The sequence below is a fragment of the Paenibacillus sp. J5 genome (assembly GCF_054955055.1).
In genome coordinates, this window is sequence record NZ_JBUEDD010000016.1 from 106,251 (window position 1) to 127,762 (window position 21,512).

Consider the following 21,512-nt stretch of genomic DNA (forward strand, 5'->3'; position numbering starts at 1 on the left):
GCTTTCCCCGTTCTCCCGCTTGTTAATGATCCCCGTGATTGCCCTTGGATGGGTTCGTAATGGCGAAGCCCTCCTCCGGCACATAAAAATAATCGATCCGAATGCCATCGAGCATCGGCTCGTCCTTAGCCAAAATAACGTCGATCTCCTTGTCCGTCGATACGACGACATCCTGATCCGTCGCCACATCCAGCTTCATGCCGTAATGGGCATGATCGCCATGTGAATGGGTGACAAATACCCGCAGCAGCTTCCCTTCATTCTCTGGCTTGTCCAACTCTTGCCGCAGCACCTTGGCGGCATTGCGCGAAATTTTGCATTTCATGTAGCTCCCAGCTCCTTTTATCTGTATTGTAATGAAAACCAGCCGGAAGTTCAACAGCCGATTCTGCCACTGGGGGTGTATGCAAACGACGCAGGAGCAGATGTTGCCGAGCTCCACTCCATAGCCCGGTGCGAAAAGCAACGCTAGCAGAGAGCATACAGACGGGAAACCATCCCCTGATGCGTCTGCATACACACCCTCACACATATGCACTTCATAGATTTGCCTCAGATCGGAGTATGCTTCTTCTCCATCCATCGGGTGAACCATTCCGCAGCCAGCATCGTGACCGCAATATCATCCACCGGAAGCAGTGGAAGCGCATCAGGAAGCACCCAATAGAGCAGCACAGGCACAGCAAACAGCAGCTTATGATGCAGCGGCACATTCTTCGAGCGAAGCAGGTGCCACACACGAACGAATACACCCTTCCAATGGCGGAGCGACAACAATTTGCGCATACAACGACCTCCTTCTTGTCGCCATTATAGCACAAGCGCGCGCCGCAATGACAAGGGGGGGCTACTGACTTAGCGCTGCGACCAGCAGCTTCTCCACCTCCGCATAGATGTCATCAAATTGCCCGATGGGCAGCGGATTGCTGCCCAGCCCCGCTTCAACCGTATACCCGTACCTGCCGAACTGCTGAATGAACCAGTCCTTGTATCCCGCATCGCTTCCCTCAAGCTTCACTGCCTTATAGCCGCAGGCCTCCCCCAGCCGCTCCGCTCGTTCTCTCGCATCCTCAGGCTCATAGTCACGGTAGTTCCAATAGATTTCCTTCCCCTGCGTATGGAGAGCGAGCACCGCCTCGAAGCCGCGAGAGCAGGCAAAATGGTACATGGCCTCCGCCTCCGGCTCGCTAAGCGGCGAATACCCCGGAAAATCCCGCGGCCCTGGTCCTGGCTGCTCCCGTCTCAGCACCTCCGCCTCCCAATGAGCTGGGAACTGATCATTGAGATCGACCCCGTTCACATTGGCCTTCCATCCGGTAAAGTCAGTCAGGCCGCCGTTCATCTCGAGTAGCAGGTCATAGCGCGGATGGTCGTGGCACAATCCTGCCTGCACCAGCTCCACTCCATCTGGATTGACCATCGGCACCACCCATAATGCAGTTTGGCTGTATAGGCTGCGCATATCTGCTCCTGACAGCAGCTCCCCCTCGGCATAGGCATGAGCATAGCGCTCGACAAAGGCCATCGCCAGCAGCGAGGTGATCCACTCGTTGGCATGAAAGGCAGCATTAATCTGAATCGCTGTATTTCCCTCACCGATGCGCAGCGCTTGAATACGGCGTCCCATCACACTCGCTCCGATGTCATAGCAGCGAATGAACGGGTAGCGACGCTGGAGCAGCGCTATATCCCGGCAGAGCTGCGGATAGCTGTAATCCGATTCTGGGCATAGGATGCGCTCACTTCCAGCCCGAGCTGCTACAGGCTCAGGCTGCTCGGCTCGCTCCTTGCGTAACGCCTCCTCACATGGCTCCACCTGGCGAGCTGTGCAGGAGTCGCCCTTAGCCAGCCGCAGCAGCAGCCCCGGCGGCACAACACCACTCTTGGGCAGCATAGGGTTTAGCTTCAGCAATTCCTCCGGTTCCATATGAAAACACCCGGCGATACATACAACTGTATCGCCGGGCTGGACTACGTAATGGGCAAATGTCTCCAAGCCGTGCACCTCCAGTACAGTTTGCAATCTCCGTACATGTGTATGAGGGTACAGCCTGGCTCATGTCATCAGCAGGCTAGCCGATCTTGGGCACCTGCCAGACGACGGGAGTGAGTTCAATCTCTTTATTCAGCCATTCCTGGGCAATCGACTTGAACAGGCGTGGATCGCCGCTGCAGCAGAACTGATGCACCGGCACGGGCTCATTGCGGGACAGCTTGCCCTGGTCATGCAGGATCGTGCTGATCTCACGCGCCGTCTCGTCCGCCGAGCTGATCAAGGTAACCTCCGGCCCCATAACCTGCGAGATCGTATCCGCAAGATAGGGATAATGCGTACAGCCAAGAATCAGACAATCCATGTTCGTTCCTCTCAAGTCTTGCAGTGAGCTGTTCACTGCATCATAGGTCTCCGAGGAACGGAAGTTACCGCGCTCGACGAGCGGAACGAATCTAGGGCAAGCCTTGCTCAGCACCTCTATGTCCGGCCTGAGCCGCTTCAGCGCGATCTCGTAGGCTCCGCTGTTGATCGTTCCATCTGTGCCGATTACGCCGACACATCCAGTCTGGGTACGGCCGATCGCAGCCCGCGCTCCAGGATAGATCACCCCGACGACAGGAATGCTCACCCGCCTGCGAATGTCCTCCAATGCAACGGCAGTGGCCGTATTGCAAGCAATCACAATCATTTTCGGATTAAATTGAATCAGATAATCGACAATTTCACGCGTGAACCGAAGAACCTCCTCGGACGGGCGTGGACCATAGGGTGCGCGTGCCGTATCCCCGAAGTAAATAATCTTCTCACGGGGAAGCTGGCGCATGACTTCCTTCACTACGGTCAAGCCGCCTACCCCCGAATCCAATATGGCTATGGGTTGTTGCACAGATACACCGCTTTCCTGATGTTACTTACCAATCGATGCTCATGTTTGGTAGTTCAAAATAGAATATGAAACTTAAAACCAAAACGTACCTACATATTAGCGCATAATGAGACAAGGTTCAAGAGTCCCCATACTCATAACAGAGCCACTTTGCATCCGCCCCATGCAACAATGCATCCGCCCGCCCCGAAGCGACAGCTTCAAGGCGGGCGGATGCTTGTTGCACCTATGCGCGGCGGGCTTCATCCGCCGATCGATCATCAGCTTCTGGCTCGATTACTGACGAGGCAGCCAGTGTTTCCGCAGAAGTAGTCTCTGCTCCAGCGAGCTTGCCTCTCCATGCTTTGATGTCTTCAATGACCTGAGTAGCAGCGCCCCGTGCTTTGCCAGCAAGCTCGGTTGTTTGGCGTCCAAACTGCCGGGCGAGCCGGACGGAGCCATCCTTCGCTTGACTTGCAATGTGCACGGTTTTGTCGCTTACTTGAACTGCTCCCTGCTTAATGTCTCCACGCAGCTCCTTACCCGACTTAGGGGCCAGCAGCAGTGCGCTTACCGCTCCCACGATCCCGCCGGCAATGGCAGCCAGCAGATAACCCTTCGTTTTCGTTTTTTTACTCATCCTCCATCGCTCCCTTCATACTTATCGTGCCCTCCGCCTCGCTCCCGCGATTCAAAGGCTGGCGACGCCTGCGAGCATTTTTTCTTCCACCATTGCCAGGCCGTCATCGCGGCCTCTGCCCAGTTCAATGCTTCATCGAGCTGAGGCCCATACTTGTTGGCAGCCTGGCGAACACGTCTGTCAGCCGAGCGGGTAACCGATTCGGACAACTGCTGCATTGCGCCAGCAAATCCACTGCATGCCTCGCCTAGCTGGCTGGCCGAATGGATAAAGCCTTGCAACTGGCGGCCCTGTTCGGCAGCCGTGGCGGCGGCATCCTCCGCTGCGGACAGCAGTCGGCGCAGCTCCCCTACAAGCTCCTCCGACTGGCAGCTAAGCTGCTCTGCCCGCAATGCTATTCCCTTGAATTGCCGCACGACCTCTCGTATCGCCCATATTCCGACCATCGCTACCAGAACGATGGACGCCGATGCCGCTCCTGCACAGATGATATAAAACCACATGCGCTCCCCCTCCTCTCCTCGCAAGATGTGCTGGACGAATGCCCAATTTGTAATGACAGTATAGTCAGCTTGGGCTCGTCTTGACACAGCTTTGCACAAAATAATAAGGGCAAAAAAATAAGCAGCACAGGTTCACTGTGCCGCTTAATGGTATTAAGGCTATGTTATATTAAACCCGATCAAGGGCATCGTTCACCGTCGCCTTATCGCGATCCTGCCACGCTTTAGCTTCCTTGACGTACCTCTGGTACACCTGCGACAAGGCGCCTGGCATGGAACGAACCTTCGGCGGCATCTGCTCCCTGCTACGGTTTCCAGACACACGCTAGGTTGTTTTGGCAATACGGTACGTGCACTTGCTGCCGCCCTTAGCCAGACATTCGGTACGCCGCACTGGCGCCTCCAGCAACGCCTCGAACAGCTCTAGCTCGCAGCTACAGGCCTGTTCATATCGCCCGGCCACGACTGCAATCGGACAATTATACTCATGCAGTACATATTCCTCATTGCTGCTCGCGTCGATCTGCACCATATATCCGCCTGCATTCTGAATCGCAGCCAGCTCCTGCACCCGCTCATCCAGTTCCTTGCCTGACATGAATGGCTCATAGCGATCCTGCAGCTTCTTCTTCCGCCCGGCAAACAGCCGCGACACCGTTCCCTCCATGCCGTGCTCGTCCTCCAGCTCCTCGAGAAGATCCAGTGTAAGGGCAGCATAATTTTTAGGGAAAAGTCCTTCGCCCAGCTCTGTCAGACTATAGATATGAGCCGGCCTGCCCATAGGCTGCCGAACGACCGAGGATGTGATGTAGCCGTCGCGCTCCAGAGCGCCCAGATGCCTGCGGACAGCCATCTCTGTAATTCCCAGCGATTTCGCCAGGTCGGCCACGGGGCTTGGACCCTTCGTCTTGAACAGCATCAACACAGCATGGCGCGTCGCACCGCCGCCTTGCCCTTGCAGCTCTGTATTGGTCTGTGCAACCGGTCTGTTGTCCATTTCTCCCCCTCCTTAGCACGACGATCCTTATGGTTAGGAAAGCCGAATTTATCCATCATGATTCCTAAATATGAAAAGCCATCATGCCGGTAAAACGTAGCATCATGGCTGGACATACCTGTATTTTAACGTAAAGCCGATTTTTTTGCAAAAAGAATATATCGTCCTGCTGCTTCTATGCCAGCTCGCGCTCCAGATACTCGCTAACCGCACGGGCGAAGCCGGTTAGGCAGGCCGGCAGCTTGGTCGTCAGCGGATGCAGCGCAGCACGTTCCCACACATAGTAATCCTGAACGAGCGGCTTGCGCAGCTTCACCAGCTCCAGCAACAGGCTGTGCAGCTCGCCAGGAAATACACCCTCGCCGCCAATGATGTCAATGATGTCCTCATAGCTGCTGGCATCCCTCATAATAAAACCATCAATCAGGCAGCTTCCGACGTCGGTCACCGTCTCGATCGCCAGATGCAGCGCCCTCTCCTGAGCCAGACCCTGAAGAAGCGTCCCCTGCCACTGCTGCTCCAGCGTCTGCAACGCCTCGACCAGATCAGGAATAACATCCAGCCGTTGCTTGATTTGTTCGCTATTCACATAGTACATACATCGATTTCCTGCCTTCTACTTATTTTTTCTGCCCTTGCGCTTCAGCCAAAACCCCATGACAAAGCAACTGATAATGACCACAAGCAGATAAAACAGCATCTCATATACGTCCCTCATACGTCACCCTTCAATCTTCCAGCCTTATGGCAGGATCAGCTTTCAAAATCGACAGCAACCGCCGACTCACGCACCTGCTGCATATGCTCAATGACTTTTTTGTGAACCGGATGCACCTGATACGCTTCCAGATCGGCCATCGATTCATGCTTCGTAATCAACGCGATATCATAGGAGCGCTCCGAATGAAGGACATCAACCCCTACCTCAATCGACTTGAGCTGTTCGATCTGTCCCTCCATAGCGCGCAGTACCGCCGCGGTCTGCTCTACGGCCTCCTTGCTGTTGTCCTTCAGCTTAAACAATACAACATGAGTAATCATGCCATCATCTCTCCTTCGTCTGTAAGGTGTGAATGACACACCCCTCTTTGTCCCATAATAACCGAAACGGAAATTTTCTGAAAGGGGCTTAACCCGACATGCGCTATCCCTTCACCTTGATCGCGATCCTGTTCAGCATTGCGCTCTGCCTGTTCAGCTATAGCGGATATGATCCGCATAATATGATTTTCTTCATGCTTAGCGTGCCGTCATGGTTCATCGAGCTGGCTGCTGACATTCATCATGTAAGCATCATTCCTGTCTACGCCTTGACTATACTAAGCTGGGGACTGATCGGTCTGGCGGCCGACTGGTTCATCGCCGGCAGCCGTTCGCGTCGCAAGAGCAGGGCCCACAGGTAAGCATATGGAAAAAGGAGCCAGAAGGCTCCTTTTGAAGATATAGGCAAGCTAACGCTTCAGCGTCAGACATACAGGAACCGTCTATAGACGGCAACAATATGTTCGCTTAGCGTGAACGTACTGACGGATGCAGCCTCCTGTTAGGAGACGACAATGACCGCCTTCATTTCCAGATGTCCTTCGCCGCAAGGCAGGCTGCAATGGATCGGGTACGTACCCGGTTCGCTGAACTCTACCTCTGCGGTAGGGTTGTCCTTATCCAGCGAAACATTCAGGCTCTCAATCGCTACGGCGTGCATGCCATTCGTGTTCTGCAGCGACAGGCGAACTTTGGAACCCTTCTCAATCTTATACTCCGCCTGGTCGAATTCAAAGTTGGACGCCTTGATCTTCAACAATGTAACACCCTCTGGCAATCCTGCGCTCTCATCCACAGGCTTTGCCGGCAGGCCGAACATCATCAGGTACAAGCCCAAGGCGGAGGCCACTGTGAAAACGACAAACATTATCCACTTCTGCATGTTATTGTGCTCCCCCTACTACATTAATATCTATCCTTTATATTACCTAACAACCTCCAACGATCTCAACCTTCATTGAGAAGTATGTCACACTTTTTTTTCGTTTATGACAAAAGTGTGAACGTTGTGTATTATTTTTTTGAATCTTTGTCACGCTCGCGCAGCACTTCGATGACATCCTTGAGGCGCTGCGGGATCGGCAAGCCGATCTTCCCGCAGCTCTCGATGATGGACAGCAGCTCATTCGCCAGATAAAAATATATAGCGGCCCCCATCGTCATATTTCCCGACACCAACAGCACATCGATCCGATGAGCAAGCAGGATGACGAGAAGGATGAGCCCCTTGCGGGCAAGCATCCAAAAGCAAGCCTTGCTGCACAGTCCTTGTCCATCTTTTACCAATGCTGCGACCCCGGCAATGTAATCAATGCCCATCGCTACAAGCAGCAGTGTCAGCGCTTCAGGCCAGTGCCCGAAGGAGAAGGTCAAGATCGAGCCAACGACTGCGAAAAACGAGTTGACGGTTAATGGATGCATCATGCATCGCCCCCTTGTATTTTTCCTACTCTATTTCTCTATTAATATATGCTCGCTCCCTCCTTATGGCTTGGAGTTTCGTTCCTATGCAACAGGCCCCCGAACGAATTCGGAGGCCTGTGCAGTCCTACAGTTCACTGCGCAGCTTATCGCTTACAGAACGAACGTGCAGGAAATGATAACCAGAAGGATGAACAGTACAAGAATGGCGCCTGCAGATGTTCCAAAACCGCCAACTGCTGTCATATTCCATCTCCCCTTTCACAATGTACATCATCAGCTTATGTCATCATGTGCGGCTTGGAACCGTACAATGACCCAGATTACAAGCTAAGCTGCAAAAGTTACACGCGATTTGGACATCGATATGATCAGCCTCGGCTACCCTTGTCATGGCTTGGAATGCCGCGGAGGATTCGCCCCTATCAGAGAGAATCTTACAAAAAAACCATGCAAATTGTGACATATTTCGTTGATTGCCTTTGATACAATAAATCTATTACAGCAGACAATGTACGAATTAATCTTAGGAGGAGATGCACATGAATCTAGTTATTCACCAGCTATTCCGCAATGAGGATATTCTTTTCGAAGGCTCTCATTTTATCGGCTGCACGTTCATCCATTGTACCGTTCGTGTCCATTCGTTGAACTTTGACTATGATCGGTGCACCTTCGAGGATTGCGTGTTTCACATTGCTCCAGAGGTGCCTTACTCACAGTTGCTGCGACCGCTGCTGACACAATCCGTCTCCATCGCATGAAGCCGCAACGGTGCGAGCCGTTATAATGCGCCGCCAGCTTGAATGCCCTGATCCGGGCCAAGCCGGCGGCGTTTGTCGTCATACACGCCCTAGCAGCATATGTGCTTGCCATCGTCGGAATGTGTAGAACGAGACGGATTGCCCCCGCTTAATCTTGTTACATGTGAAACGTTAGGTCTCCGATCCATGAGCAAGGCTACGTCACAAGCGGTGTCATATTCGTTGCGGCCGGGGAAGCCACTATGAGAAAGGCCATCGTTCACAGACGGCTATCGCGCGGTTACAGGCAACCCGACAGCGGGGAGCTGGTTATACGCCCGAATGTTGAAGCAGAGGCTCCACACGATACGTCATCCCCTCCCCGGCGCTCCAGCAGAGCACATCCGTTAACACCGTCAGCTCGACCTCCGTACCGTCTTCCTCCCATACGCCTAGCTGTTCGGCTCCAGCACAGCGCACCTGAACGACGCCATCTACTCTGGCGTGAATGCTGGCCGCTGACAGCTTCCCTTGCTCCCAGGTGATCCCCACCTCATAGCCCCCTCTGGCTCGCAGTCCGCTGACCATGCCATCAGGCCATGCGTCCGGCAGCGCCGGCAGCAGATGCAGCTCGCCCGCATGGCTCTGGAGCAGCATCTCGGCGAGTGCTGCCGTCGCGCCAAAGTTGCCATCAATCTGAAAGGGCGGATGATTATCCAGCAGATTCGGCAGTGTGGAATGGGTCAGAATCGCATGCAGATTCGTATAGCTCTGCTCCTTGTCCTCCAGCCGTGCCCAGAAGTTGATGATCCATGCCCTGCTCCACCCTGTATGCCCGCCTCCATGAGCCAGCCTTCTCTCCAGCGTAACACGCGCAGCCTGCGTCCACTGCGGGGTCGAGCGCACGTTAAAGCGAGTGCCGGGATGGAGCGCGAACAGATGAGATATATGACGATGCCCCGGCTCCGCTTCTTCATAGTCATGCAGCCATTCCTGCAGTTGGCCGTGACGTCCAATCGCCGGCTCCGGCAGCCGTCGGCGCAGCTCCGTCAGTTCTTCGCGCAGCGACTCATCTGCCCCGAGCAGCTCCGCGGCGCGAATACAGGCGCCGAACAGCTCATGCAAGATCTGGCTGTCCATCGATGGCCCCATACATAGCGTGCCGGACTCTCCACTTGGCAGTCGGTATGTATTCTCCGGGGATACGGAAGGATTCGTCACCAGCAGCCCTTCCTCCGTCTCGGTGAGGAAGTCCTGGAAGAACAGAGCCGCCTCCGCCATCACCGGATACGCCCGCTCCAGAAACGCCCTGTCCGGGGCGAACAGATAATGCTCCCACAGATGCAGGCAGAGCCATGCTGCCCCCATAGGCCAGTAGCTTGCAGGAAGATAGATGTCCTGCGGCGCCGTGTCGCCCCATAGGTCTGTATTGTGATGCGCGACAAACCCGCGGCAACCATACATCTTCCTCGCCGTGAGCCTCCCCGGCTCACGCATGCGCTCGATCAGATCCAGGAGCGGCTCATGGCATTCCGCCAAGTTACAGGTCTCGGCATGCCAGTAATTCATCTGGGCATTAATATTAATCGTATATTTGCTATCCCATGGAGGCAGCATGTGCTCATTCCAGATCCCTTGCAGATTCGCTGCCAGCGAGCCGGGCCTGCTGCTCGACTGAAGCAGGTAGCGTCCGTATTGGAAGTAGAGAGCGATTAGCCCGGGGTCATCCTTCCCTGTCTTCATCCGCTCCAGCCGCTCATCCGTCGCAAGCCCTGCAAGCTGCTCCGGCTCATCCTCTGGCCTGGCCGCTCCAAGCGTAAGCTTCACACGGCTCGACAACGCAGCGAAATCCTCCACATGCCGTTGCCTCAATTGCTCGTAGCTCCAGCGTCCCGCACCATCCAGCCTGGACAGCGCTGCCGCTTCGGGGTCGGCATGCCGAAATCCGGTCTCGGCTGCGAGCAACAGCACAGCACAGTCCGCCTCCTCGACAAGCAGGTGCTCACCGATTACCCGGATACGCCCGCCGCAAGCCTGCACGCGCAGCGCGGCGCGAAATGCGCTCCCTCCTTCACCACCGCATACACCACGCATGATAAGCGTATCCCCGCCGCTTGACGCGATACTCTCCAGGTAGCGGTTATTTCCGCGGGTCAGACGGGCCGTGAAGGTGATGCGCCCCGGCTGATCCGCCCGGTAGCATATCGCGATGACGCCATCCGGGTAGCTGGCTAGTGCCTCCTGCTCGTAGCGCACCCCCTCTGCTGTATAGGAGCACGAAGCGAGCCCCGTGCCCAGATCCAGCCGTCTGGAATAGTCTTCCACTGAGCCTTGACGCTCGAAGCTGATTCGCAGATCACCCAGTGGCATGTAATGCCGCTGCGCCTCAGGGATGCCGGACAGTGCCAGTGCCGCCAGCTTATGCGCCTCCTGCAGCCTTCCATCTGCAATCAGGCCGCGGATTTCCTCCAGATGCTTCAGCGCATCCGGGTTGTTGCGATCCCGCGGCCCTCCGTACCATACACTGTCCTCATTCAGTGCAATCCGTTCCTGCTGTGGGTCTCCAAAAATCATCGCGCCCAGACGTCCATTCCCTATTGGTAGCGCTTCCTCCCAGATTCGCGCAGGCTTGCTGTACCATAGCATTCTATCGTCCTCCTTTTAATTATCCTTATCCTATCGATTACGCCAATCTATCCTGGGCATGTCCCAAGGCCGCTCCGGCCTGGCCTTACACGTCCCGTTCCTCGACTTTACAGCTTGTATGTGGGCTTCCCTTCCCTTTGCGCCCAAAACTCGGTAAAATGGGATAGAGTTGTTCGGGAAGTCCCGATTGATATTTTTTGTATAGAAAGGATAATTTGAATATGATCATTCAACCTAAAACCCGTGGCTTCATCTGTACGACGGCACATCCAGAGGGCTGTGCCCGCCAGGTACAGCGCCAGATTGACTATGTGAAAGGCCAAGCAGCCATCCAGGGGCCGCGCAACGTGCTCGTTGTCGGCGCTTCGACCGGATACGGGCTCGCCTCCCGCATCGTCTCCTCCTTCGCCTCTGGCGCGAACACGATCGGCGTCTACTTTGACAAGCCAGCCGAAGGAGCCAGAACGGCTTCCGCGGGCTGGTATAACTCGGCGGCCTTTGAAGCAGCGGCGCAAGAAGCCGGCAGCAAGTCGTTCAGCATCGTGGGCGATGCCTTCTCCGATGAGATCAAGGCCCAGACCATTGACCTGATCCGCTCCGAGCTTGGCAGCGTTGACCTGGTGGTATACAGCGTCGCTTCCCCGCGCCGTGTTCATCCGAAGACAGGAGAGGTCTTCTCCTCCGTCATCAAGCCACTCGGCGACACGTATACCAATAAAACCGTTAATTTCCATAGCGGCGAAGTAACCGAAGCTAGAATTGAGCCGGCAACGGAGGATGAGGTTCGTCAGACCATTGCCGTCATGGGCGGTGAAGACTGGCAGATGTGGATCGATGCGCTCCGCGAAGCGGGCGTGCTGGCAGAGGGCGCAACAACGGTCGCCTACTCCTATATTGGGCCTGAGATTACCCATGCGGTCTATCGCGAAGGAACGATCGGCAAGGCCAAGAACGATCTGGAAGCAACCGCGCTGCGGCTGAACGACCAGTTGAGCTCTCAAGGCGGACGTGCCTATGTATCTGTCAACAAGGCGCTCGTCACACAGTCCAGCTCCGCCATTCCGGTTGTGCCGCTCTACATCTCCGCGCTGTACAAGGTGATGAAGGAGAAGGAGCTGCACGAGGGATGCATTGAGCAGATGTACCGTCTGTTCTCCGAGAGACTGTATGCTGCGCACACTCCGGTCGATGAGAAGGGTCTGATCCGTGTTGATGATTGGGAGATGCGCGAGGATGTGCAGGCAGAGGTAATGAAGCTGTGGGCCGAGCTCTCGACAGAGAATGTCTATGAGCTGTCCGACCTTGAGGGCTACCGCCGCGAATTCTTCCAGTTGTTCGGCTTCGAGACAGAGGGCGTCGATTATGAGGCCGACGTCAATCCCGAGGTAGCCATTCCGAATCTGCGCTAGAGCGCGCTAACACGCTATACAAGAGGCCAAGCTCACCGGATGCATCCGGCGAGCTTGGCTTCTTCTTCATGCCGTGCGGATATTGCGCACTGGACACGGCGCCTACTGCGGCAGACCCTGTAATGTCTCCTTGAGCCAATCAAAGGAGCGGCGCCCGCTTACTTCATGGATGCCGGGGAATACATCGACAGACAGCGTCTCCTGCGGCGCTCCGCTCTGGGCATAGATCTCCTGCAGCTCCTGAACGGCCTTGTAGAAGCCTTCCTTCGGAAAGATCGGATCGGCATCGCCCGATTCCAGGAACAACGGACGCGGAGCCAGCAGCCCGATGAGCTCCGGCAGCTCTGCCGTGTTCAGCAGTCCCGGCGTATAGTTGCAGAAGCAATGATGAACATTGAGGATGCTGTCCTCGAATGTATTCGGGAAGCCGATCAGCAGCGAGGCGGCAATCCGCTCATCCAGCGCCGCCGTCACGTAGCTGATCAGCGAACCGCCGGAGAAGCCCGCAATTCCGATCCGCCGGGTATCGAGCTCTGGACGGGTAGCGAAGTAGTCAAGGGCGGCAATCATCTCCTGCACCCGCAGACCCGTCAACGTCTTGCCCAGCATCAGCAGATGCGTACCTAGCTTATAGCACGAGCTTGGCGCATCGGGCTCCTGGGCAACTACGGAATCCAGCATCCGTTCGCCGAACCCGATCACATCAGGAGCAATAACGAGCAGCCCCCGGCGCACCAACTGCACGGCGAAATGGCGGTAGATGCCCTGGTCCTCCGGCTCTGGCGTACCGTCTGCCTGCATGCCGCAAATTTGCCGACTGCCATAGCCATGTCCATGAACGGCTACAACGCCCGGCAGGGGTGCGGCAACACCATCGGGAATCAGCACATAGGCGCCGAACGTCAAGCCCGCTACGCCGGACAGCTCTACCCGTTCCCTGACATACCCATCGCACTGCACCCGCTCCAGCAGGATCGGCTCGAAGCCTTGAGCCGGCTCGAACTCTCCGAGCGACTGCTTCAGCTCGTTCAGAACTCGGCTCCTGTGTGCAGTCCAGGTCTCCCCGGCCGCTCGCTCCCTTCTTCTATCCGCCGCCTCCTTCGTCCAATGCTTCAATCGTTCATCCGCTTTCCACATGGTCTACTCCCCCGATTTCATATCCTTAATATGATGCGATGACGTACCTTGTTGACGCTAGCTTCTCCGATCCAACCACGACTGGCCGTCCCGCGAGCGGTACTCCCCGTTACGATAGCTCCGCAATGCGCAGCTTGCGCCCTTCCTTGGCGCTAGCCAGCGCGCCCAGAACCATCGCCATGCTCAGCCGATTATCGCGGCAATCCGTCTCCGCCTTGCGTCCTTCCTGCAGAGCGGCAAACATCTCATCCAGACAGCCGTGATGGAAGGTGTTGGCCAGCTCCACGACCGGAGCTTCCACTCTTGCCGCCTGCCTGGTGAAGACTCCATCCTCCTGCACTGCTTCGACCACCTCCGCATACGGCTGCCCATGACCATCCCAGATTGCGGTTCCACGTTCCCCGGTAATGCGCCAGGAGGCTTCCCAGGACGTTGCGGCCCCCTCGGCGCACCAGGAGCCCCGATAGCTGAATATGGAGCCATCAGACATCTCATAGATACAGACTGCTGCCGCATTGCCCGCATACCATGAGCCTGGAGGATTGAACTCCTGACAGTATACGGATACCGGGTCGGCATTAAGAATGAACCGCGCCTGGTCAAACGTATGAATCGCCATATCGAGCAGCAGCGGGCTCTCCATCACGTCGCGGAACCCGCCAAAATGCGGCGCAAGGAAGAAGTCCGCTCCGATAAAGCCAGGACGCCCGATCGTTCCGGCATCCAGTAGCTGCCTTAAGGAACGGATGCGCGTATCATAACGGCGATTCTGCATTACAGCATGAGAACGGCCCGTCTGCTCGGACAGGCGCACTATGCTGTCACATTGCTCCAGCGTCTCCGCAAGCGGCTTCTCGCTCATCACATGACAGCCCAGCTTCATCGCTGCGGTGCTGATTGCATAGTGGCTCGAAGGCACCGTAATGTCAAATACGAGATTCGCTCCGGTAGCAGCTACCGCTTCTTCGATTGAATCATAGACACCACAATCCAGCCCGCGTCTGTCCTTCATCGCCTGGGCGAATTCCAGCTTGATGTCCACCAGTGCGACAATCTGGACATCCTTTCGTTTCATGGCATAATCGAGCCAACTGTGAGCCATCTGCCCGCAGCCCGCCACCACAATCTTGTATGCGATGCTCACCGTGCTCCCTCTCTCCTCTAGTTCAGATGTGTATGATAAGCGCTTCCAACTGTGGGCGCTGGCTGCACAACTTCCTCTGTATTATAAGCTTTATTTCAGCGACTTGCTATTCAGGACGGATTCGGAATATAGCTGCCGCCGCGGCAATGCTTCAGGTAATTCAGCGCATGCACCTGGCCCGTCATCTCCAGCTCGTCGCGATACACCGGATCATGCCAGCCCTCTATATCAATCGTGCCCGTGTAGCCCGCTTGTCTCAATATTGTAATTATATCAGACCAGTTGCTGTCGCCAAACCCCGGTGTGCGGTGCCACACGAAGGGCCTCGGCCCATGGACGCCGTATTCCTTGACGATGTCCCAAGCGATGGTTGCATCCTTGCCATGCACATGAAACACCTTATCTACCCATTTGCGCAACTGCGGGATCGGATCGATCAGACTCACCATCTGATGGCATGGCTCCCATTCCAGCCCGATATTCGCTGCCGGAACCGCATTGAACATCAGCTCCCAGGCGGAAGGATTGTGCGCAATATTCCAATCGCCGCTCGCCCAGGTACCGCCCATATCACAATTCTCAAAGGCCAGTCGTACACCCTGCTCCTCCGCTCTGCGCGCCAATTCGCCGAACACCTCAGCGAACCTTGGAATCGATTCGTCGATCGTTCTGCCGGTCAGCCGCCCTGTAAACCCCGATACGATGTCCGTACCGAACAACGACGCGTGATCGATCAGTCGTTCCCAACTGGCGAGAGTATCGCAGCTTTCACCCGCTCCGGTGAGCGGATTGCCGAATATGCCTAGCGATGAGATGACAAACCCATGCTGCTCGGACAGCTCGCGTACACGCTTAGCGGTCTCCTTCAGGTCGAGCTCGCCAGTCGTCTGCCAGAATGTGAGGCTGAAGGATTCGAAACCATGGGGTGCAATCTGCGGAATGACGCGCACAGCATCCTGTCCACCCACCAGCGTCCCAATTCTTAATGTTTCCATCATCGTTGTGTATCACTCCAATATTGGCGTATAGTTAATAGCATAGCTCCATTATAGCTGCCGGATTTCAGCAATTCTCTCATCATTTTGTGCAATAATAGCCCGATCTTGTGGAGGTGAATCTCACTTGACCTATCCGAAGGAGCTGCGGGAGTATACTCGTCTGGACGAGAAAAACTATCCCATCCAGTTGTTTGACAACATCCTGCCCAAGACGCGAGAGGGGCAGAATGTACTCTATCTGCACTGGCATGAGCACTTTGAGATCATTGCCTTGAAGCAGGGGCGAGCTGTCTTTCATATTAACAGCCAGGCGTATGAGGCTGCGCCGGGTGATGTGCTGTTCGTCCCTCCTGGCGGGCTCCATGTGGGCTACAGCCGTATGGACGGGCCGATTCATTATGCATCGATCGTCTTCAACAGCTCCCTGTACAGCAACCTCACCCAGGATAGCATCCATGAACAATTTGTTGTCCCTTATCTGGAGGGGCGCCAGCAGCTTCCGGTGCAGCCGGATCGGCCTCAGCCTGCTTGCCGCGCCTATTACGCGCTGCTGGAGGACATGCTGGAGGAATTGCGGATGAAGCGTCCCGCTTATCAGCTTATTGTCAAGTCCCTGCTACACCTGCTGCTGGCGCAGTTGGCTCGCCTGTTCCCGCCGCAAGCCCTCTCTATTCGCTCCAGGGAGCAGGACATCAGCAGCCGCAGCCGCTTTAAAGCGCTGATTCAATATGTGGATGAGCATTACATGGAGAAATGGACGGTCGAGCAGGCCGCGCTGCGAGTCAATCTCAATCCCTATCACTTCTGCAAAATCTTCAAAAAGCTGACAGGCCGTACCTTCATTGAGCATATCAACCTGTCGCGGGTGAATGAAGCCGAACGGCTGCTGCTGGGGAGTGATCTGAGCATCACAGAGGTTGCCGGTCTGGTAGGCTGCGATAACCCGAATTATTTCACCAAGCTGTTCAAGCAGTACAGAGGAATGACGCCCTCCGCGCTGCGGAGAATGGCTGACAGCAGGCATCATCTAGCTGGCGCAATGCATACAGCATTGAGCGAAGTGGAAAAAGACGACGGGAAGCATTGAATATGAGAGGGATAAGGGTATAATGAGTTATAGTAGCTACATGGAGTTTACATATGGAGGGTATTATGCAAAAAGTCAAAATTTTCTCCGGCACATCCAACCCTGTGCTGGCTGAGCAGATATGCAACCGGCTTGAGATGCCGCTAGGCCAAGTCGCCATCTCTCGTCAGCAAAGCGGCGAGATTCATGTCTCCTATCAAGAATCCGTGCGTTCCTGCGATGTGTTCATCGTGCAGGCGCTGTCTCATCCCGTGAATGAATTTCTCGTTGAATTGCTTGTCATGATTGACGCAGCCAAGCGCGCCTCAGCCAAGACGATCAATCTGGTATTGCCCTATTACGGCTATGCCCGTCAGGAGAGAAAGTCAGCGCCCCGCGAGCCGATCTCGGCCAAGCTGATCGCTGATGTGCTCACCACAGTCGGAGCCAGCCGGGTCATCACGATCGATCTGCATGCCGACGCGATACAGGGCTTCTTCGAGATTCCAGTAGATCATCTGACAGCATTGAACCTGATCATCCAATACTTGAGAAGCAAGAATATCCCGAATCCGGTCGTCGTATCTCCCGATGCTGGCCGTGCGACAACAGCGGAGAAGCTGGCCAACTATCTGGATTGTCCGTTCGCGATCATGATCAAGAACCGTCCCGCCCATAACCAATCGGAGATTACGCATATTATCGGCGAGGTGGAGGGGATGACGCCGATCATCATCGAGGATTTGATCGATACCGGCAGCACCATCGTCAACGTCTGTGAAGCCCTGAAGAAGAAGGGCGCACATGAAGCCTACGTCTGCGCGACACACGGCCTGTTCTCGGGCAATGCGATTGAGAAGCTGGACAGCCCGCATATCCGCGAGGTCGTGATCAGCGATACCATCTGGCATGAGTATGGCGAAACGAACAAATTTGTCGTGCTTTCGATGGCTCCGCTGCTGGCGACAGCCATTCAGATTATTTCACAGGGCGGATCGATTGACACCCTGTTTCATGTTCAGTCCTGAGGGGAAGTTCACTCTCTCCATGACCCAGGACGTGTCATCACGTCTTGCCCGAAGTGAACATGCGGCAACATCGCTCCCGTCGGAGATTGAACTCACATCCTCGTAGCGGCATGCAAGACGGGCAGGGAGCAGCGTCCCCCTGCCCCGAGCACGCTGCTCAGAGCAGCTCCGTCATGTTATACGTGACTGGATATTTTTACATTTAATATTGTGAAAAAAATCACATACATAACCTTCATCCTGGCATATAATAAAGCCATAGAAGGAACCTTCCATAATAGCCAGCCCGATTCATTAGGCGGCCTTGCCGGCAACGATAAACGAAACTTACAGTATCTAGATGATAATAAAGGAGCGATTACTATGAAAACCATCGACCGCACCGATCTCACAAGATTTTTCCTTCACTATTGCTATACATGCCAGAATGCCGACGCTTGCGAGACAGAGGAGGCTTGCATCCAGTGCATGGAGAATCAGGCACTTCATTACGAAAAGGAGCTGCCAGAGGAAACCGAACGGCTGCTAATGGAATACTACACTTAGCTTAGCAGCCTCGGCAGTCAAGCTGTTGCACCCGGCGGGGACACTGTAGCCGTACAGTGTCCCCGCCCCAAGCCTTCATGAAGCAGCAAGCCGCCGCCAGCAGTATCAGCCCCCCTGTGCTGCCGGCGGCGGCTTGCTTGCGTTCATGGGCGGCATTCCCTCCACCTCGCCTGGCGAGCAAGTCTATATCGACTCCCAGCCACCGCGTTCCATGCTTCTTACGATCGCATCATTAATCCGCATGATCTCATATCCCTGACGGAACGTAGCAACTGAATCAGCCAGTGGACGCTTATCCCTGACTGCGCTGTATACGTGGCGCATCATATTTTTCAGACTGTCCGGCCACCCTTCCTCGTGACCACTCGGGTAGTGAAGATAAGGCTGCACCTCGTGCTTCAACAAATCTGGATCACGCGCTACCTTCTCCCGCGGCTTGTCACGATACCCCATATGCAAAAGAAACGGCTCCTCCTGCCTCCATGAGCCTGACGCTACAGCGCCATCCACATGCAGCTCCAGCGCATTTTTGTTGCCTGCGGACACTTGGGAGACGGTAAAGACCCCTCTGCAGCCATTGCCAAATCTCACGAGTACCGAGCAGCAGTCCTCTGTGTTCACCTCAACCAATTCCCGTTCTCCAGCAGTGGTCTGAGGGGAACGAACAGCTCCAACGGGCTTATAGCGCTGCTTATGAACGGTAGAGATGTCGGCCATCACCTCGACAATCGCTAGGCCAGATACATATTGAGCCAGGTCAAACAGATGGGAGCCAATATCACTGATGGCTCTCGTTCCGCCGCCATACTTCTCTTCCATCCGCCAGTTATAATCGGTCTTGTATAGCAGCCAATCCTGTAAGTAGCTGCCGCGAATCTGGTGGAGCGAGCCAAGCTCTCCCTCCCTGATCATGCTCTTGAGCTGCTGCACCATCGGAAACTGGCGGTAATTGAAGTTAATGCCCGTTACAAGTCCCCGCTGCTCGGCTAGCTCGCTTAGCTCCTTCGCCTCCGCGCTGTGTATCGTAAGCGGCTTCTCGGACAACAGATGCTTCCCATGCAGCAGCGCCTGCTTGTTGATCTCATAATGAAGATGATTAGGAGTGCAATTATGGATGACCTCGATCTCCTCATTGCGCAACAGCTCCCGATAATCCCCGTAGGCTATCGGAATGTCCAGCTCGGCCGCGCACTGCGCTGCACGCTCTGCGTCCCCCTGTGCAACTGCTGCTACTTCCGCATAGCCAAGCCGTCGAATCGCCTCGATATGAGCCTTGCCAATAAATCCTGCCCCGATGATCCCTGCCTTTACCTTCCTCATCTGCTGCTCCTCCTCTTCTCCTGCTCGAATCATACATATGAGCTTACTTTTAACTTTAAACGTTATACTTTTAACAGTCAACGTTAAAAGTATAAAGCACATAACAAAAGACGCCGACAAAGCCGCTCGACATAGCGATTCTGCATGCGTCTTGAGGTTCCATGCCCCCGTATAAGTGACTCGGTCACGTGCTAAAAGAAACGATCGGTTTGGTCATCTGTCGCTTGGGTGATTAGCTCATCCAGTGCCATATAGGCACCGCCGACTAGCCCAGCCCGCTCTCCCAGGACAGACGGCGCAATCGTCAAACTGCGGGTAGCAAGCGGGAGCGAGCGCTGATAGATGCTATGGCGGATGGACGCGAGGAAGGCGTCCCCGAACGCGGCCATTCGTCCTCCGATGGCGATCCGGGAAGGATTGGCAAAGTTGACCAGCATTGCCGCTACACGCCCGATAGCCTGGCCGCTTTCCCGCACCAGTGCCATGCAGAGCGGGTCAAGAGCAAGCAATCCCGCCTGCACATGCTCTAGCCGCAGCGATCCGTCCACCGCAGCTTCCTGCAGCAATGGCGCGCTGTTGCCCATCAGCGCCGCCTCAGCCGCTCGCGCGACGAGCGCCTTGCCCCCCGCAGTCGCCTCCAGACATCCGCGATTGCCGCACCAGCAGAGCACATCGCCTCCCAGATCGAAGTGCCCAATATCACCCGCACTGCCAGTAGCCCCGCGATACAGCCTGCCTTCATAGATGACACCCGAGCCAATGCCGGTATCTGCTTTGATGAAGATAAAATTCGGCACCGACAGCTCCAGCCCTTCGGCATATTCGCCCAATGCCATCACATTCACATCATTATCAATATAACACGGACAAGCCATCTGCTCTGCCCAATATGCCTTGATTGGATAACCGTCCCAGCCCGGCATGAGCGAAGGAGAGATCGGCCTGCCTGAGGAGAATTCGACTGGCCCCGGAACTCCGATACCGATCCCCTTAATCTGCTCAGCCGTCGTATCCTGCTCCTGCAGCAGTTGGCGGCATAAGCTGCCAACCTTCCCCAACACAATTTGCGGTCCCTCCCCGATCGGTGCGAAGATACTGTCCTCAGCTATAATCCTGGAGGTCAGATCCGTCAGCGCAACCTTGGAAGACTCTAGGCCAATCTCGATGGACAGCAGCCGTCCGTATTCCGGGTTGACCGTGTACTGCTTCGGCTTCCTCCCGCCGCTGGATGCACCCAATCGTGCAGCCATAATGAGGCCTTCTGCGCTCAGTCGCTCGACATGGTCGGATACCGCCGATAAGGACACCCCAATCCGTCCCGCAAGCTCCGCCTTGGTTAGTGGTGTCTTGGCTTTACGTATATGTTGTAGTACATTTGCTGTCATTGGAAGCATATCTGTCTCATCACAACCTGACTTCTTTAATGGTAGGGTATAGCTATAGTATACTATAATTACAGGATAGAATTTCAATATGTCAATGCTTAGGAGATACAAAGATGAACATGATTCCGTATGATCCAGCTTTACATGATCAACTGGTTGAGCTTTGGGAGCGAGCCGTGCGCGCTACTCATCATTTTCTAACGGAGGAGGACATCGCTTTTTATCGGGGCATCGTCCGTGATGAAGCGTTGCGGGCTGTAGAGCTGTCGATTGCAATCACAGCGGGAGGAGAGCCAGCGGGCTTTGTCGGATGGCACAACAGCCAGATCGAGATGCTATTCGTTGATCCGAGTGCTCACAGGCAGGGCATTGGTCGCTCTCTTATCCAGCATGCCGTGGAGCGGATTGGCCCGAAGACAAGCGTGGATGTCAACGAGCAGAACGAGCAGGCGGTATTATTCTATAAACGCCTGGGCTTCAAGCAGGTCGGACGCTCCGAGCTGGATGCTTCTGGACGCCCCTTCCCCTTGCTTCATATGAAGCTGGACTTCTCATAAATCGAGTAGGAGGGGGCGGCTAGCCCCCGACCTCTCACACCACCGTACATGCGGGTCCGCATACGGCGA

At 55.3% G+C, this 21,512-nt stretch carries 25 protein-coding genes; 7 read left to right on the forward strand and 18 right to left on the reverse strand.

Features of this window, described 5'->3' with window-relative positions; genetic code table 11:
* Window positions 1–22: 22 nt before the first annotated feature.
* From ACY1JZ_RS24115 to ACY1JZ_RS24155, 9 genes are all read right to left on the reverse strand, one after another.
* Entirely contained in the window at window positions 23–325 is a 303-nt protein-coding gene (locus tag ACY1JZ_RS24115; protein WP_270170069.1) for an iron-sulfur cluster assembly accessory protein, read from the reverse strand.
* A 227-nt stretch (window positions 326–552) separates the two neighbouring features.
* On the reverse strand, window positions 553–786 hold the full coding sequence (locus tag ACY1JZ_RS24120; RefSeq protein WP_462631273.1) for a hypothetical protein: 234 nt from the start codon (window positions 784–786) through the stop codon (window positions 553–555).
* 61 nt (window positions 787–847) lie between these two features.
* Window positions 848–1,996, reverse strand: coding sequence for a M14 family metallopeptidase (locus tag ACY1JZ_RS24125; protein ID WP_462631274.1), 1,149 nt, complete (start codon window positions 1,994–1,996; stop codon window positions 848–850).
* Between the two features lie 76 nt (window positions 1,997–2,072).
* Window positions 2,073–2,882 carry a glutamate racemase gene (gene racE, locus ACY1JZ_RS24130; RefSeq protein ID WP_462631276.1) on the reverse strand — a complete coding sequence of 270 codons (810 nt, stop codon included), beginning with the start codon at window positions 2,880–2,882 and terminating at the stop codon, window positions 2,073–2,075.
* A 226-nt stretch (window positions 2,883–3,108) separates the two neighbouring features.
* Window positions 3,109–3,501, reverse strand: coding sequence for a YtxH domain-containing protein (locus tag ACY1JZ_RS24135; RefSeq protein ID WP_270170061.1), 393 nt, complete (start codon window positions 3,499–3,501; stop codon window positions 3,109–3,111).
* Complete coding sequence (locus tag ACY1JZ_RS24140; RefSeq protein WP_462631278.1) at window positions 3,498–4,004, reverse strand: hypothetical protein; 507 nt, start codon at window positions 4,002–4,004, stop codon at window positions 3,498–3,500. Before ACY1JZ_RS24140 ends, ACY1JZ_RS24135 begins: the two co-directional genes overlap by 4 nt.
* 325 nt (window positions 4,005–4,329) lie before the next feature.
* A complete protein-coding gene (locus ACY1JZ_RS24145; protein WP_462631279.1) occupies window positions 4,330–5,001 on the reverse strand; it encodes a helix-turn-helix transcriptional regulator in 672 nt (223 codons plus the stop codon).
* 175 nt (window positions 5,002–5,176) lie between these two features.
* Window positions 5,177–5,599: a DUF86 domain-containing protein gene (locus ACY1JZ_RS24150; protein ID WP_270170054.1), complete on the reverse strand. Its 423-nt coding sequence runs from the start codon at window positions 5,597–5,599 to the stop codon at window positions 5,177–5,179.
* 155 nt (window positions 5,600–5,754) lie between these two features.
* On the reverse strand, window positions 5,755–6,042 hold the full coding sequence (locus ACY1JZ_RS24155; protein WP_270170052.1) for a Dabb family protein: 288 nt from the start codon (window positions 6,040–6,042) through the stop codon (window positions 5,755–5,757).
* 98 nt (window positions 6,043–6,140) lie between these two features.
* Here ACY1JZ_RS24155 and ACY1JZ_RS24160 point away from each other — a divergent pair, with 98 nt between their 5' ends.
* A complete protein-coding gene (locus ACY1JZ_RS24160; protein ID WP_462631281.1) occupies window positions 6,141–6,404 on the forward strand; it encodes a hypothetical protein in 264 nt (87 codons plus the stop codon).
* A 140-nt stretch (window positions 6,405–6,544) separates the two neighbouring features.
* On the opposite strand, the gene ACY1JZ_RS24165 is transcribed toward ACY1JZ_RS24160, so the two are convergent.
* The 3 genes from ACY1JZ_RS24165 to ACY1JZ_RS24175 all read right to left on the reverse strand — a co-directional run bounded on the left by ACY1JZ_RS24165 (window position 6,545) and on the right by ACY1JZ_RS24175 (window position 7,710).
* Window positions 6,545–6,925 carry a cupredoxin domain-containing protein gene (locus ACY1JZ_RS24165; RefSeq protein ID WP_270170048.1) on the reverse strand — a complete coding sequence of 127 codons (381 nt, stop codon included), beginning with the start codon at window positions 6,923–6,925 and terminating at the stop codon, window positions 6,545–6,547.
* 131 nt (window positions 6,926–7,056) lie between these two features.
* Window positions 7,057–7,467: a phage holin family protein gene (locus tag ACY1JZ_RS24170; protein ID WP_270170046.1), complete on the reverse strand. Its 411-nt coding sequence runs from the start codon at window positions 7,465–7,467 to the stop codon at window positions 7,057–7,059.
* Between the two features lie 150 nt (window positions 7,468–7,617).
* Window positions 7,618–7,710 (reverse strand): YjcZ family sporulation protein, encoded by a 93-nt coding sequence (locus tag ACY1JZ_RS24175; RefSeq protein WP_333485658.1) that lies wholly within the window; start codon window positions 7,708–7,710, stop codon window positions 7,618–7,620.
* Window positions 7,711–8,006: 296 nt separating this feature from the next.
* Between ACY1JZ_RS24175 and ACY1JZ_RS24180 the strand changes: the two genes are divergently transcribed.
* Window positions 8,007–8,228: a hypothetical protein gene (locus tag ACY1JZ_RS24180; protein WP_270170045.1), complete on the forward strand. Its 222-nt coding sequence runs from the start codon at window positions 8,007–8,009 to the stop codon at window positions 8,226–8,228.
* Between the two features lie 309 nt (window positions 8,229–8,537).
* Here ACY1JZ_RS24180 and ACY1JZ_RS24185 read toward each other — a convergent pair whose 3' ends face one another.
* Window positions 8,538–10,853 carry a glycoside hydrolase family 95 protein gene (locus ACY1JZ_RS24185; protein WP_462631284.1) on the reverse strand — a complete coding sequence of 772 codons (2,316 nt, stop codon included), beginning with the start codon at window positions 10,851–10,853 and terminating at the stop codon, window positions 8,538–8,540.
* Between the two features lie 221 nt (window positions 10,854–11,074).
* On the opposite strand from ACY1JZ_RS24185, the gene fabV reads away from it, so the two are divergent.
* A complete protein-coding gene (fabV, locus tag ACY1JZ_RS24190; protein ID WP_462631286.1) occupies window positions 11,075–12,262 on the forward strand; it encodes an enoyl-ACP reductase FabV in 1,188 nt (395 codons plus the stop codon).
* Between the two features lie 102 nt (window positions 12,263–12,364).
* On the opposite strand, the gene ACY1JZ_RS24195 is transcribed toward fabV, so the two are convergent.
* From ACY1JZ_RS24195 to ACY1JZ_RS24205, 3 genes are all read right to left on the reverse strand, one after another.
* Window positions 12,365–13,399, reverse strand: a complete 1,035-nt coding sequence (locus ACY1JZ_RS24195; RefSeq protein ID WP_462631287.1) for a dienelactone hydrolase family protein — start codon at window positions 13,397–13,399, stop codon at window positions 12,365–12,367.
* Between the two features lie 109 nt (window positions 13,400–13,508).
* The gene (locus ACY1JZ_RS24200; protein ID WP_462631295.1) at window positions 13,509–14,501 is read right to left on the reverse strand and encodes a Gfo/Idh/MocA family protein; all 993 of its coding nucleotides are present in this window, start codon (window positions 14,499–14,501) and stop codon (window positions 13,509–13,511) included.
* Between the two features lie 152 nt (window positions 14,502–14,653).
* Window positions 14,654–15,541: a sugar phosphate isomerase/epimerase family protein gene (locus ACY1JZ_RS24205; protein ID WP_270170035.1), complete on the reverse strand. Its 888-nt coding sequence runs from the start codon at window positions 15,539–15,541 to the stop codon at window positions 14,654–14,656.
* A 124-nt stretch (window positions 15,542–15,665) separates the two neighbouring features.
* Between ACY1JZ_RS24205 and ACY1JZ_RS24210 the strand changes: the two genes are divergently transcribed.
* The 3 genes from ACY1JZ_RS24210 to ACY1JZ_RS24220 all read left to right on the forward strand — a co-directional run bounded on the left by ACY1JZ_RS24210 (window position 15,666) and on the right by ACY1JZ_RS24220 (window position 18,181).
* Entirely contained in the window at window positions 15,666–16,628 is a 963-nt protein-coding gene (locus ACY1JZ_RS24210) for a helix-turn-helix transcriptional regulator (RefSeq protein WP_462631288.1), read from the forward strand.
* 65 nt (window positions 16,629–16,693) lie between these two features.
* A complete protein-coding gene (locus ACY1JZ_RS24215) occupies window positions 16,694–17,635 on the forward strand; it encodes a ribose-phosphate diphosphokinase (protein WP_270170031.1) in 942 nt (313 codons plus the stop codon).
* A gap of 363 nt (window positions 17,636–17,998) precedes the next feature.
* A complete protein-coding gene (locus ACY1JZ_RS24220; protein ID WP_270170029.1) occupies window positions 17,999–18,181 on the forward strand; it encodes a hypothetical protein in 183 nt (60 codons plus the stop codon).
* A 183-nt stretch (window positions 18,182–18,364) separates the two neighbouring features.
* Here ACY1JZ_RS24220 and ACY1JZ_RS24225 read toward each other — a convergent pair whose 3' ends face one another.
* Both ACY1JZ_RS24225 and ACY1JZ_RS24230 read right to left on the reverse strand, forming a co-directional pair.
* Complete coding sequence (locus tag ACY1JZ_RS24225; protein ID WP_462631289.1) at window positions 18,365–19,501, reverse strand: Gfo/Idh/MocA family protein; 1,137 nt, start codon at window positions 19,499–19,501, stop codon at window positions 18,365–18,367.
* A gap of 191 nt (window positions 19,502–19,692) precedes the next feature.
* Window positions 19,693–20,886, reverse strand: a complete 1,194-nt coding sequence (locus ACY1JZ_RS24230) for an ROK family transcriptional regulator (protein WP_462631290.1) — start codon at window positions 20,884–20,886, stop codon at window positions 19,693–19,695.
* 113 nt (window positions 20,887–20,999) lie between these two features.
* Here ACY1JZ_RS24230 and ACY1JZ_RS24235 point away from each other — a divergent pair, with 113 nt between their 5' ends.
* Window positions 21,000–21,443, forward strand: a complete 444-nt coding sequence (locus ACY1JZ_RS24235) for an acetyltransferase (RefSeq protein ID WP_462631291.1) — start codon at window positions 21,000–21,002, stop codon at window positions 21,441–21,443.
* Window positions 21,444–21,512 lie beyond the last annotated feature (69 nt).